11 protein-coding genes are annotated in these 12,716 nt (G+C 62.3%); 4 read left to right on the top strand and 7 right to left on the bottom strand.

Annotation, left to right across the window (positions count from 1 at the left end; all coding sequences use genetic code 11):
* The first annotated feature begins 198 nt into the window (after positions 1-198).
* Positions 199-1,113, top strand: coding sequence for a GGDEF domain-containing protein (locus LUU92_RS11980; protein ID WP_257103679.1), 915 nt, complete (start codon positions 199-201; stop codon positions 1,111-1,113).
* Between the two features lies 1 nt (position 1,114).
* A complete protein-coding gene (locus tag LUU92_RS11975; protein ID WP_071490107.1) occupies positions 1,115-2,152 on the top strand; it encodes an AraC family transcriptional regulator in 1,038 nt (345 codons plus the stop codon).
* On the opposite strand, the gene LUU92_RS11970 is transcribed toward LUU92_RS11975, so the two are convergent.
* The 5 genes from LUU92_RS11970 to LUU92_RS11950 form a co-directional block, all read right to left on the bottom strand.
* The gene (locus LUU92_RS11970; protein ID WP_257103678.1) at positions 2,139-3,020 is read right to left on the bottom strand and encodes a LysR family transcriptional regulator; all 882 of its coding nucleotides are present in this window, start codon (positions 3,018-3,020) and stop codon (positions 2,139-2,141) included. The genes LUU92_RS11975 and LUU92_RS11970 overlap by 14 nt on opposite strands.
* 192 nt (positions 3,021-3,212) lie before the next feature.
* Positions 3,213-3,827, bottom strand: coding sequence for an isochorismate family cysteine hydrolase YcaC (gene ycaC / locus LUU92_RS11965; protein WP_071490108.1), 615 nt, complete (start codon positions 3,825-3,827; stop codon positions 3,213-3,215).
* A gap of 29 nt (positions 3,828-3,856) precedes the next feature.
* Positions 3,857-5,695: an amidohydrolase gene (locus LUU92_RS11960; RefSeq protein WP_257103677.1), complete on the bottom strand. Its 1,839-nt coding sequence runs from the start codon at positions 5,693-5,695 to the stop codon at positions 3,857-3,859.
* Entirely contained in the window at positions 5,692-6,282 is a 591-nt protein-coding gene (locus tag LUU92_RS11955) for an antibiotic biosynthesis monooxygenase (protein ID WP_071490110.1), read from the bottom strand. The genes LUU92_RS11960 and LUU92_RS11955 overlap by 4 nt, the downstream gene beginning before the upstream one ends.
* Positions 6,283-6,731: 449 nt before the next feature.
* Complete coding sequence (locus LUU92_RS11950) at positions 6,732-7,202, bottom strand: Lrp/AsnC family transcriptional regulator (RefSeq protein WP_071490032.1); 471 nt, start codon at positions 7,200-7,202, stop codon at positions 6,732-6,734.
* A 123-nt stretch (positions 7,203-7,325) separates the two neighbouring features.
* Here LUU92_RS11950 and LUU92_RS11945 point away from each other — a divergent pair, with 123 nt between their 5' ends.
* Together LUU92_RS11945 and LUU92_RS11940 are read left to right on the top strand one after the other, a co-directional pair.
* Positions 7,326-8,561 (top strand): methionine gamma-lyase, encoded by a 1,236-nt coding sequence (locus LUU92_RS11945; protein ID WP_257103676.1) that lies wholly within the window; start codon positions 7,326-7,328, stop codon positions 8,559-8,561.
* Positions 8,562-8,717: 156 nt separating this feature from the next.
* A complete protein-coding gene (locus LUU92_RS11940) occupies positions 8,718-9,389 on the top strand; it encodes a response regulator transcription factor (protein WP_257103675.1) in 672 nt (223 codons plus the stop codon).
* Positions 9,390-9,519: 130 nt separating this feature from the next.
* On the opposite strand, the gene LUU92_RS11935 is transcribed toward LUU92_RS11940, so the two are convergent.
* The gene (locus LUU92_RS11935; protein WP_092245708.1) at positions 9,520-11,478 is read right to left on the bottom strand and encodes a MacB family efflux pump subunit; all 1,959 of its coding nucleotides are present in this window, start codon (positions 11,476-11,478) and stop codon (positions 9,520-9,522) included.
* Positions 11,479-11,481: 3 nt separating this feature from the next.
* Positions 11,482-12,633 carry a macrolide transporter subunit MacA gene (macA, locus tag LUU92_RS11930; protein WP_071490036.1) on the bottom strand — a complete coding sequence of 384 codons (1,152 nt, stop codon included), beginning with the start codon at positions 12,631-12,633 and terminating at the stop codon, positions 11,482-11,484.
* Between the last annotated feature and the right edge of the window lie 83 nt (positions 12,634-12,716).

The raw sequence follows: 12,716 nt of genomic DNA, 5'->3' as shown, positions 1-12,716 counted from the left end.
GGGCTTGCCCCCGATAGCGGTGGGTCAGCCCCTGGTTTCTCACTGACGCACCGCTATCGGGGGCAAGCCCCCTCCCACATTTTCTGCTTTTCATTGTCGACGGGATGAGCTGATTCGACCCTCCCCCACCGTCATGCAACCGTCACATCCATCTGCTGTGCTGGCGCCCACGACTGAACCTTGCAAGGACTCGCGGCCATGTTTTCCGTGCTCAAACCCCACCGCTGGAAACTCTCCCTGCTGCTGATCGCGGCCAACCTGGGGCTGATCCTGCACCTGGCCTGCGGCGAGTTGAAAAGCGTCAGCGAGTGGGTGTGGCTGGATATCTTCGGTGAAGGCGGCTCCGCCCTGCTCGCCCTGGTCTGGCTGGGGCTGGTGCTGAAAAGCCGTCCGGCCGGGCGCGTGACCAACTACCTGGCGCTGGGCCTGTCATGCATCTTCTTCTCCTGGTGGATCGACAGCCTCGACGAATTCATCCGCCTGCCCGACAGCATCACCTGGGACCACTGGCTGGAGTCCGGGCCGATGCCGGTGGGCATGATCCTGCTGACCATCGGCATCTACCACTGGCACCGCGAACAACTGGCGATCAGCGCACAGATGGAGAAACGCGAACGGTTGTTCCGCGAGCATCGGCTGTTCGACAAACTCACACCCCTGGCCGGCGCCGAATACCTCAAGCGCCAGTTGGCCGACAGCCTGCAAGACAGCCAGACCCAGCAGCAACCACTGTCCCTGCTGGCCCTGGACCTGGACCACTTCGCCGCCATCAACCAGGCCTACGGGCATGCCGAAGGCGATGCGGTGTTGCAGGCCCTCAGCCATTTGCTGTTGCTCAACCTGCGTCGCCAGGACCTGCTGTGCCGCCTGGCCGGCGACCGTTTTGTGGTGCTGCTGCCCAACACCGGTGAGCGCCAGGCCAAGGAGCTGGCGCTGGAGTTGCAGCAGGCGGTGCACGGCCTCGCACACAAGACCCGGCTGCACGGGGAACGCCTGCAACTGGTAGCGACCACCGCCGTGGTCATGGCCTTGGACGAGCCGCCCCAGGACTTGCTCAAACGCCTCAACCTGGCCCTGGCCAGGGCCAAGCAACCCCTGGCGAAAAGCGCCTGAGATGGCCGTGAAAACCAGCTGGTATGAAGCCGACAGCCGCTTCATACCAGGGCACTACCAACCCGCCACGCTGATCGACCTGGCCTTGTCCCGGGACATCGACAGCCATCGCCTGCTGCGCGGCACGGGACTGTTTCACGAGGACATCCTGGCCGGCACGGCGCGGTTGAGCCCGCAGCAGTTTTTCGGGTTGATCGGCAACAGTCGCAAATTGCTCGACGCCGACGACAGCAGCTTTCTGTTCGGCCAGCGACTCCTGCCCGGTTATTACGGCGCGGCCAGCCATGCCCTGGGCCATGCGCAGAACCTGCACCAGGCCCTGGAGATCCTGATCCAGCAACAGGTGCTGCTCAGCCCGCTGGTCACCTTGCACCTGGAACTGGATGCGCACCATGCCTACCTGTACTGGCGGGACAGTTGCGGCGCCGGCGAGCATTGGCGGTTTTTACTGGAAGCCGGCATGACCTCGCTGGTTGCCATGAGCCAGTGGCTCAGTGGCGAGCGCTTGCCGTGGGTGTGCTGTTTCAGTCATGCCGAACCGCGCTACATCGAGCAGTATTGGGTGCACCTGGGCGAAGAGACGCGCTTCGAACGGCCGCTGGATATGCTGAGCATCCCCCGCGAGTACCTCACCCGCGCGTGGCCGGGCGCCTCGGCCACCGCCGGCCAGGTCGCACGCCAGCAGGCCCGCGAACAGATCGAACAGCTGGGCTTTGCCAGCAGCTTTCTCGACTGCCTCTACGACTACCTGCGCGAACAGGTGCGGCAACCGCCCAGCCTGGAACAGGCCGCGCAGGCCTTCGCCATGAGCCCGGCGACCCTCAAGCGCAAGTTGCACAAGCATGACACCGGCTTTCAGCAGCAGGTGGACCGCGTGCGCAAGCAGGTGGCGCTGCACCTGTACCAGGTCAAGGGCTACAGCAATGATGAAGTGGCGGCGTACCTGAACTTCAACGATGCGGCGAACTTTCGCCGTTCGTTCAAGCGCTGGACCGGCAGTACGCCCAACCTGATCCGCCAGCTGTTCAACAGCCGCTAGCCAGGCGTTCGCGCAGGAACTCCACCAGCGCCTGCACCGGCCGCGAGCTTTGCCGGTGCTGGGGGTACACCGCCGACAGTGTCAGGTCTTCGGGGGCGAACTCATCCAGCACCGTGACCAGGCGGCCATCCTTCAACGCCTCGCCGACGATAAAGGTCGGCAGGTAGGTCACGCCCAGGCCGGCGATGGCGGTATCGCGCAGCAAGTCGCCATTGTTCACGCGCATGCGCCCACTCACGCTCAGCGCCTGCAACTTGCCGTTGAAGCGCCACTGCACCTGGCGGCCATGGCCGTAGGGCAGGCAATCGTGGTCGGCGAGGTCATCGGGTTTCTGCGGGGTGCCGCGCAAGGCCAGGTAGTCGGGGCTGGCGCAATACACCCGGGGGATGCTGGCGATACGCCGAGCGATCAGGGTGGAATCTTCCAGGGTGCCGATGCGCAAGACCAGGTCGTAGCCTTCGCCGATCAGGTCCACGGGGCGGTCGCTCAAGTCGACCTCCACCGCCACCTGGGGATGACGCTGCAGGAACAACGGCAACAGGCAACCCAGATGGGCCATGGCAAACGACAACGGCGCGCTGAGGCGAATGGTGCCGCGCGGTTCGCTGTTCTGGCCGGCGATGCCCTGCTCCACTTGCTCGACTTCACTGAGCAGGCGCAAGGCGGATTCGTAGTAACTCTGGCCGAGTGGCGTGACATCCAGGCGGCGGGTGGAGCGATTGAGCAGGCGTACGCCGAGGCGATCTTCCAGCTGGATCAGGCGGCGGCTGACGAATTGCTTGGACAGGCCCAACTGTTCGGCGGCGGCGGTGAAGCTGCCGGATTCCATGACTTGGCAGAACAGGCGCATGTCTTCGAAGGGGTTCATTGTCGCTTCTCGGTGGACATTTGGTGTTTTTTATAACGGGTATGTCGCCACACCACAAATCAAATGTGGGAGGGGCGGTGCGACGATTCGACTTGCCCCCGATGGCAGTGTGACTGACACACCGCTATCGGGGGCAAGTCGAATCGTCGCACCGCCCCTCCCACAGGGATCACCTACAGACTTGAGAGGCAGTTACTTGGTAAACGCCGAGTAGCTGTTCATCAGGTTGCGGTAGTTGGGGATGCGTGGCGACAGCAGGTTGGCCAGGCCTTCCATGTCGTTGCGCCAGTCGCGCTGCAGTTCGCAAGCCACGGCGAACCAGTTCACCAGTTGCGCACCGGCGGCGGTCATGCGCGCCCAGGCGGCTTGTTGCACGGTTTCGTTGAAGGTGCCCGACGCATCAGTGACCACGAACACCTCAAAGCCTTCCTCCAGGGCGCACAAGGTCGGGAACGCGACGCACACGTCCGTCACCACGCCGGCAATGATGATCTGCTTGCGGCCAGTCGCCTTGACGGCCTTCACGAAATCTTCGTTGTCCCAGGCATTGATCTGGCCAGGGCGGGCGATGTACGGCGCGTCCGGGAACAGGGCTTTGAGCTCTGGCACCAGCGGGCCGTTGGGACCGCTTTCGAAGCTGGTGGTGAGGATGGTCGGCAGGTTGAAGAACTTCGCCACATCGGCCAAGGCCAGGACGTTGTTCTTGAATTCGTTGGGGGAGAAATCCTGCACCAGGGAAATCAGGCCAGTCTGGTGGTCGACCAACAGTACAACGGCGTCATCTTTGTTCAAACGAGGGCTAGCCATGGTTCAACTCCTTACGGGGGGATGGGTAATCAAAACGCAAAACACGAGCAGCCGAATGCACCCCAGAAACCCTGGAAGTCGCTGACCGGCACGCTGGAATGGCGGGCTTTTTCGTGGCTGTGGGCATGCACGCCGCACGGGCCGCTGCACTGGTGCACCTGCGCCTGCAACGGCGAGCCTGGGCGCCAGTGCCCTGGCACCTTGACCACCGGCGACCAATCCGGCAGTACCGGCACGCGCGGGGGTGCGAAGTCTTCGAAGTCACCGGCACCGTAGACCACCTTGCCGCCGACCACGGTCAGGACCGACTCGATCCACTTGATGGCTTCCTCATCAACACTGAAGAAGTCCGCCGACAGCGCCGCCACGTCCGCCAACTGCCCGACCTTGATCTGGCCCTTCTTGCCCTGCTCGGACGAGAACCAGGCGCTGCCGTGGGTGAACAATTCCAGCGCGGTCAGGCGCGACAGGCCTTCGGCATGCAGTTCCAGGCCACCGACGGTGCGGCCGCTGACCATCCAGTACAGCGAGGTCCACGGGTTGTAGCTCGACACCCGCGTCGCATCGGTGCCCGCGCCCACCGGCACGCCTTCGGCCAGCATGCGCTTGATCGGTGGCGTGGCTTCGGCGGCTTTGGCGCCGTAGCGCTCGACAAAATATTCGCCCTGGAACGCCATGCGGTCCTGGATCGCAATACCGCCACCCAGGGCACGTACACGCTCGATATTTCTCGGGGTAATGGTTTCGGCGTGGTCAAAAAACCACGGCAGGCCATTGAACGGAATGTCGCGGTTGACCTTCTCGAACACGTCTAGCATGCGCGAGATGGACTCGTCATAGGTGGCGTGCAAACGGAACGGCCAGCGCTGTTCAACCAGGTGGCGCACCACCGGCTCCAGTTCCTGCTCCATGGTCAGCGGCAGGTCGGGACGCGGTTCGAGGAAATCTTCGAAGTCGGCGGCCGAGAACACCAGCATTTCGCCAGCGCCGTTGTGGCGCAGGTAATCGTCGCCCTGGTGCAGGGTGACGCTGCCGGTCCAGTTCTTGAAGTCGCTGAGTTCTTCCTTGGGCTTCTGGGTGAAGAGGTTGTAGGCGATACGCACCGTCAACTGTTGGTCCTTGGCCAGTTGCTCGATCACTGCGTAGTCATCGGGGTAGTTCTGGAAGCCGCCGCCGGCGTCGATGGCACTGGTGAGGCCCAGGCGATTGAGTTCACGCATGAACTGGCGGGTGGAGTTGACCTGGTATTCCAACGGCAGTTTCGGGCCCTTGGCCAGGGTCGAGTACAGAATCATCGCGTTCGGCCGCGCCACCAGCATGCCGGTGGGGTTGCCGTTGCTGTCACGCACGATCTCGCCACCCGGCGGGTTCGGCGTGTCCTTGGTATAGCCGGCCACACGCAGCGCTGCGCGGTTGAGCAAGGCGCGGTCGTACAAGTGCAGCACGAACACCGGCGTATCGGGCGCGGCCTGGTTCAACTCTTCCAGGGTCGGCATGCGTTTTTCGGCGAACTGGAATTCGTTCCAGCCCCCCACCACGCGCACCCATTGCGGGGTCGGCGTGCGGTCGGCCTGGTCCTTGAGCATGCGCAGGGCATCGGCCAGGGACGGCACGCCTTCCCAGCGCAGCTCGAGGTTGTAGTTCAAGCCGCCACGGATCAGGTGCAGGTGCGAGTCATTGAGGCCGGGGATGACGGTGCGGCCCTTGAGGTCGATGACCTGGGTAGCACTGCCGCGCAGGGCCATGGCTTCACCGTCGGTGCCCACGGCGACAAACCGCCCCTCACGGATGGCGACGGCCGTGGCGCGCGGGTTTTCACGGTCCACGGTGTGGAACTGGCCATTGAACAGAATCAGGTCGGCGTTCATAGGGTTTCCTTTACAGAGGCTTCGAGCCAGGGAGCGAACAGGCGGGTGGCCGCCGGCATCAGCAGGTAGACCACCAGCACGACGATGGTCACGGTTACCAGAAACGTGGCGACCACGTAGTTGGAGAGAAACGGGTGCAGGCGCAGCACCGGGCCCCACACGATCGGCACCAGCAGGGTCAGCGGCAGGATCACGCACAGGGTGACCACCGCCTGCTTCCAGCGCGGCGGCTTGGCGGCGTTCGGGGTTTCGGGGTTGAACCAGAACTCGTTCACCGCGCCGATTTCGGTGTTGTCACCGTCGGCAAGCATGGGCGCGGCTTCGGCGATCAGGGTTTTGCGCTCGGGGGAGTCGAGCCAGGTTTGCAGGTCATCGGTGGAACGGTAGCGCAACACACAGGTAAACAGCGCCAGGTTGCCCTGTTTGCCGCGTACCACGTCGACACCGAGGTGGCCAGGGCGGTCGCCGGCGATGCGGACGATGCGGCGCAGCCAGGCTTCGTAGTCAGCCTCCAGGCCGGGTTTGATGAGGTGCTTGACCACCAGGGTGACGACTTCGTCGGGGCCTGGTTTTGTGGTTGGGTCCATGGGGTGTCCCTCTGCCGTGAAGATTCAGCGATGAGGGAGTTTGAGGGGGGATGGGGTGGGGAAAATTGGATGTACGTGCTGTTTGGGGGGGGTTGTGCTGAGTACATATCCGTTATTTGGGTGATGGCGGATATTGGTTTCGCCCTTACGGCGGGTCACTTTTGAAAAGAGCCCAAAAGTAACCAAAAGGCCTTCGCCCCAACACTCGGCACCTCGCCTAGGCTCGGTGTGCCCGTAATCCGACAGTGATTTGGGGGGCCTAACATCAAAATCAAAAGCAGATCAAAAGCCAGAGCCAGAGCAAACCACCCTTCAACTGATACATGAAGATCAAACTGTGGGAGGGGGCTTGCCCCCTCCCACACTTTGACCGAGTACCGCCCATACAATCCGGTCGGCTCTAAGGTACGGATATGTACACAACACGACACCACCCCGCCATCACCCCATCACCCCGGCACCGGAATCACCCGCAACCCCCTCACCGACTTATAGGAAAAACTCGAATAAATCTCCTTGACGCAAGGCAACGTCTGCAACACCTCCCGCGCAAACTCCCCAAACGACTCCAGATCCCTCGCCACCACTTCCAACAAAAAATCATACCGCCCCGACACGTTATGGCACGCCACGATTTCGGGAATCGCCAACAACCGCTGCTCGAATGCCCGGGCAATTTCCTGGGTATGACTCTCCATCATGATGCTGACAAACGCCGTCACCCCATACCCCAGCGCCTTGGGCGAGAGAATCGCCTGGTACCCGCTGATCACCCCGCTCTCCTCCAGGTTGCGCACCCGGCGCCAACAGGGCGAGGTCGTGAGGGAGACGCGGTCGGCCAATTCAGCCACCGTGAGGCGGGCATTGCCTTGCAGCGCGTTTAAAAGCGCTTTATCGGTGCGATCCAGACTAATGGGCATAACATGCCTCTATTCGTTATTTTTATGAGGTTTTCATCCCGGGACGCGGGGATTACCGGCAAATATTGCAAAGTTCATCTCTGGTTATGAGCATAGCATTGTAGGAAATAAGGAGCGTCCGACATGAACAATAAACACAATGCATTCGGCTTTTCCACCCGCGCCATCCACCACGGCTACGACCCCAAGGACCACCACGGCGCGCTTGTCCCGCCGATTTATCTGTCGGCCACCTTTGCCTTCCCCACCGCCGAATACGGTGCCGCCTGTTTTGCCGGCGAAGCCAGCGGCCACTTCTATACGCGTATTTCCAACCCGACCCTGGCGCTGCTGGAGTCGCGCATGGCGACCCTGGAAAACGGCGAGGCGGCGGTGGCCTTCAGTTCCGGGATGGGGGCGATTGCCGCGACGTTCTGGACCCTGCTACGCCCCGGCGACGAGGTGATCGTCAGCCAGACGCTGTACGGTTGCACCTTCGCCCTGCTGCACCACGGCATCGGCGAGTTCGGCATCAAGGTGCGGCATGTCGACCTCACGGACCTGGCGGCCCTGCAAGCCGCGCTCAGCCCCGCAACGCGCATGATCTACTGCGAAACCCCGGCCAATCCCAACCTGCAACTGGTGGATATCGCCGCCGTCGCCACCCTCGCCCACCACCAGCCCAATGTCACCGTGGTGGTCGACAACACCTACTGCACGCCCTACCTGCAACGCCCCCTGGAACTGGGCGCCGATGTGGTGGTGCATTCGGCCACCAAGTACCTCAGCGGCCACGGCGATATCACCGCGGGCATTGCCGTGAGCAGCCAGGCGCTGGCCCAGCGTATTCGCCTGCAAGGCCTCAAGGACCTGACCGGCGCCGTCATGTCGCCCCAGGATGCCTCGCTGTTGATGCGCGGCCTCAAGACCCTGGCCCTGCGCATGGACCGCCACTGCAGCAACGCCCAGGCGGTGGCCGAAGCCTTGCAGGCGCACTCGGCCGTGGAGCGCGTCACTTACCCGGGCCTGCGTTCTTTCCCTCAATACGAACTGGCGACACGCCAGATGAAAATGCCCGGTGGCATGATCGCCTTCGAACTCAAGGGCGGGATCGAAACCGGCCGGCGCTTCATGAATGCACTCAAGCTGTTTACCCGCGCGGTCAGCCTGGGCGACGCCGAATCACTGGCCCAGCACCCGGCGAGCATGACTCACTCCACCTACACCCCGGAAGAGCGGGCCGCACACGGCATCAGCGAGGGGTTGGTGCGCCTGTCGGTGGGGCTTGAAGACATCGCCGACCTGCTGGCGGATGTACAGCAGGCACTGGCCAAATGCACGCGCACGCTGCAACGTCCTTCCAGGCTCGTGAGTCTTTAAATCCGATTTTTTAAGATTGGATCCCCTTCCCGCCGCCAGGCTGTACTAGCATAGGTTCCGGCGGGAAGGACTATCACGGTAGGTTATTCGCATTGGCTTGCATCTTAATCCCCGCTGCTATAAGGCCGAATACCTGCACGCCTCATGGATGAATTGATGAACTCACAGTTGTTTCCGCATATTGGCAAGGTCATCGCCAGCACCGGCAGCCGCCATTTTCCGCGCATGCTGCATGACCTGATCCTCACCCAACTGGCCGTGGACGCCACCCATATCACGCAACTGCAGGTGAGTGCCGAAGGGCAGGTCCGGCGCAAGATCAGCCCGGTCTACACCGACTCGGTAGAAGCCTTGGGCGAAGAGCAACCTGCCGCACAATTGCACCTCACCCGCCGCCGCGACGACGTGCGCTATGTGTTGTCGGTGTATCGCTCACACCAGTCCGAAAATTTCTCGCCGCAGGAGCGCAGCATGCTGCAGGACTTCTCCACCCTGCTGCTGCCCATGGTCGAAAAACACATCGCCGCGATCCAGCCTTGCCGCCAGGACAGCGAGCCGGTGCCCCCGGAAAACCAGGGCCTCGAAACCCTGCGCCGGCGCATCGAGGAACGCCTGGTGCAATCGGGGCTGACCCTCTCCAACCGTGAACTCGAAGTGTGCGTCGGCCTGCTGGCCGGGCGCACGGCGCCGGAGCTGGCGGAGCAATTGGCATTGAAGGTCAACACCATCGAGAGTTACCTCAAACGTGCGGCGATCAAGCTGGGGATCAGCGGGCGGCATTCGTTGTTGCGGTGGATGTATGCCACCGAGGAAAGTACGGGGCTTTAAGCTCACACCGATCAAAATGTGGGAGGGGGCTTGCCCCCGATGGCGGTGGGTCAGCAACCGAATTGTGGCTGATACACAGCAATCGGGGGCAAGCCCCCTCCCACATTGGGTTCTCATTGACAAGCAGGACTCAATCCCTCGCCAAGGCCTCGATCGGGTCCAGCCGCGCCGCATTCCGCGCCGGCACAAAGCCAAACACGATGCCGATCAATGTCGAACAGGCAAACGCGGTCAGAATCGAGCCCAGGGAAAACACCATCTCCCATTCCTTCACGAACACTGAAAACAAAAAGCCCAGGGCATAGGACAACGAGATTCCGATCAGCCCACCGATCAAACACACCATCACCGCCTCCACCAGGAACTGCTGGCGAATGTCCGATTGCCGGGCGCCTACCGCCATGCGAATACCGATCTCGCGGGTACGCTCGGTCACCGACACCAGCATGATGTTCATCACCCCGATACCGCCCACCAGCAGCGAAATCACCGCGATCAACGACAGCAACAGCGCCAGGGAGCGACTGGTTTTCTGCACCGTCTGCATGATGCTGTCGAGGTTGTTGGTGAAGAAATCCTTGGTGCCGTGACGTTGCAGCATCAGCTTGTTGACGTTGTCTTCCACCACCTTGCTTGGCTGACCGTCCTTGATGCGCACGGTGATACTGTCCAGATGGCGCTGACCCAACAGGCGCCCCGCCGCCGTTTCATAGGGCACCCACACATTCAATGCCTTGCTGGCGGCGAACATGTTTTTATTGTCGGCCGTTACGCCGATCACCGTGCACGGCAGGTTGCCCACCAGGATCACCTGGCCCAGCGGGTCGACGTTGGGTCCGAACAGGCGATGGCGGGTGTTGTGGTCGATCACCACCACCTGGGCCTGGCGCCGTGCGTCGCTTTCGCTGAAGGCGATGCCGGCTTCGAGCTTCAGGCCCTTGACCTTGAAATAGCGGTCACTCACACCGTTGACCTGCGCATCCAGGTCGATATTGCCAAAGCGCAGCAACAGGTTGCGGCCCACCACCGGCGTGGCACTGTCGACGTAATACAGCTGGTTCAACGCGTCGACATCCGAGGGCATCAACGTCTCGATGGCCGAGGCGCGGCTGTCACCGAAACTGGTGCCGGAAAAGATATCGATGGTGTTGCTGCCGATCGCTTGAATGTCCTTGAGCACATAACGCTTGGCGCCTTCGCCGATGGCCGAGATCGACACCACCGAGGTAATACCGATGACGATACCGAGCATGGTCAGCAAGGTGCGCATGCGATGGGACACCAGCGCGACCCAGGCCATGTTGAACGCTTCCTTGAACAACCCCAGGCTCGCCACCAGACGCCGGGCGCCACTGCGCCTGGGTTCGATGGGCGCTTCGCCGGGCAGCTCCAGGCCGACACTGTCGTTGGCCTTGTCGCTGACAATCTCGCCATCGCACACCTCGACGATGCGCTGGGCGTTCGCCGCGACCTTGGGGTCGTGCGTCACGATAATCACCGTGTGCCCGGCGGCGTGCAGCTCAGCGAGGATACGCATGACCTCCTTGCCGCTGTGGGTGTCGAGGGCGCCGGTGGGTTCGTCGGCCAGGATCACTTCACCGCCGTTCATCAACGCCCGAGCGATACTCACCCGCTGCTGCTGCCCGCCCGACAGCTGGCTGGGACGATGGGTGGTGTGGCTGGCCAAGCCCAGGCGGGCCAGCAGCTCCCGCGCACGGCTATGGCGCGCGGTCTCCGGCGTACCGGCATAGATCGCCGGCATCTCCACGTTGTGCAACGCGCTCAAGTGCGCCAGCAAGTGGTAGCGCTGGAAGATAAAACCGAAGTAGTCACGGCGCAGTTCGGCCAATTGCTCGTCGCCCAATGAGCGGGTTTCGATGCCATTGATCTTGTAGCTGCCGGCCGTGGCGTAATCCAGGCCGCCGAGGATGTTCATCAGGGTGGACTTACCCGAGCCCGAGGCGCCGATGATCGCGACCATTTCCCCGGCGTGAATCGTCAGGTCGATGCCCTTGAGCGCAATGAACTCACGCTCGCCGGCCATGAAACTGCGGGTGATGCCCTTGAGTTCCAACAGTGGCTGGGTCATCCGTCAGTTCCCCGCCACAGCCGGCGTGGCTTCGCCGATCACCACGTTGTCACCTTCGGCCAGGCCTTCGAGGATCTGCACCTTGACGTTATTGTTGATCCCGGTCTTCACATTCCGCGACACCGCCTTGCCCTTGGCATCCAGCACCCGCAGCGGGTAGCTGCCATCGTTGTTGCGCGCACCGAGCGCCGCCACCGGCACCATCAACGCGGCCTGGGCGGTGTCGAGCACGATACGCACCTGGGCGGTCATGGCGATACGCAGGCGGTGATCGGGGTTGGGCACGTCGAACAGCGCGTTATAGAACACCGCGGTGTTCTGCTTTGGCGTACCGGCGGTCTGGGTTTCCAGGAAATTCTGCGGCGCCGGCTCGGTGCCGCGCAGCTTGGCGTAGTAGCGCTTGTCGGCCTCGCCGAGGATGGTGAAGTACACCTGCTGGCCTGGGCTGATGTGGATCACATCCGCCTCGGAGACCTGGGCCTTGACGGTCATGGTGTCCAGGTCCGCCAATTTGAGCAGTACCGGCGCCAGTTGGCTGGCGATCACGGTCTGGCCTTCCTGGGTGACAATGCCCACCACATCGCCGTCGATGGGCGCGACGATGCGGGTGTAGGCCAGGTTGACCTTGGCGGTGTCGATCTGGATGTGCGCGCTTTTGATCTGCGCATCCAGGGACAGCAGGTTGGCCTGTTGCACCTGGAAGTTGGACTCGGCGTCTTCGAAGTCCTGACGGGATACCGACTCGTCGATCTGCAGGCCTTTATAGCGCTCGTACACGGACTTGGCCTGCTTGAGCTGGGCCGCCGTGGCGCGGCGTTGGGCCTGAAGGTTTTCTTCGTCGACCTGGGCCTTGCGCAGGGTGTTTTGCAGGACCAGTGGGTCGATTTCGGCGAGCCATTGACCCTTTTTCACTTTGTCGCCGACCTTTACTTTCAGGGACTTCAATTGGCCGGAGACTTGGGCGCCCACGTCGACCTGTTTGATGCCTTCAAGCAGGCCGGTGGCCAGCACGGCGTTTTCGATGTCACCGCGTTGAGCGGTGGCTGTGAGGTATTGGGGGGCGTCGGCGGGGGCCTGGACCGTGTAGATGATCAGGCCGATGGCGACTGTGATTACTGTGAGCATTCCTAGTTTGCGTAACTTTGACTTTTCCATGGGTGGCCTTTGATCGAGTACATATCCGTTACTTGGGTAACGGCTGATAGGGGTTCCGCCCTTACGGCGGGTCACTTTTGAAA

Source organism: Pseudomonas extremorientalis (assembly GCF_024584605.1).
Classification (GTDB): Bacteria; Pseudomonadota; Gammaproteobacteria; order Pseudomonadales; family Pseudomonadaceae; genus Aquipseudomonas; species Aquipseudomonas extremorientalis.
The sequence above is the reverse complement of the archived record's forward strand: the minus strand, read 5'-3'. Positions and strand labels throughout refer to the sequence as shown.

What these genes read in the sequence shown, in the direction of transcription:
- LUU92_RS11935 (WP_092245708.1), bottom strand. Translation starts at nt 11,478, where the DNA reads ATGACCCAGCCACTGTTGGAACTCAAGGGCATCACCCGCAGTTTCATG.
- LUU92_RS11975 (WP_071490107.1), top strand. Translation starts at nt 1,115, where the DNA reads ATGGCCGTGAAAACCAGCTGGTATGAAGCCGACAGCCGCTTCATACCA.
- LUU92_RS11955 (WP_071490110.1), bottom strand. Translation starts at nt 6,282, where the DNA reads ATGGACCCAACCACAAAACCAGGCCCCGACGAAGTCGTCACCCTGGTG.
- macA (WP_071490036.1), bottom strand. Translation starts at nt 12,633, where the DNA reads ATGGAAAAGTCAAAGTTACGCAAACTAGGAATGCTCACAGTAATCACA.
- LUU92_RS11960 (WP_257103677.1), bottom strand. Translation starts at nt 5,695, where the DNA reads ATGAACGCCGACCTGATTCTGTTCAATGGCCAGTTCCACACCGTGGAC.
- LUU92_RS11945 (WP_257103676.1), top strand. Translation starts at nt 7,326, where the DNA reads ATGAACAATAAACACAATGCATTCGGCTTTTCCACCCGCGCCATCCAC.
- ycaC (WP_071490108.1), bottom strand. Translation starts at nt 3,827, where the DNA reads ATGGCTAGCCCTCGTTTGAACAAAGATGACGCCGTTGTACTGTTGGTC.
- LUU92_RS11980 (WP_257103679.1), top strand. Translation starts at nt 199, where the DNA reads ATGTTTTCCGTGCTCAAACCCCACCGCTGGAAACTCTCCCTGCTGCTG.
- LUU92_RS11970 (WP_257103678.1), bottom strand. Translation starts at nt 3,020, where the DNA reads ATGAACCCCTTCGAAGACATGCGCCTGTTCTGCCAAGTCATGGAATCC.
- LUU92_RS11940 (WP_257103675.1), top strand. Translation starts at nt 8,718, where the DNA reads ATGAACTCACAGTTGTTTCCGCATATTGGCAAGGTCATCGCCAGCACC.
- LUU92_RS11950 (WP_071490032.1), bottom strand. Translation starts at nt 7,202, where the DNA reads ATGCCCATTAGTCTGGATCGCACCGATAAAGCGCTTTTAAACGCGCTG.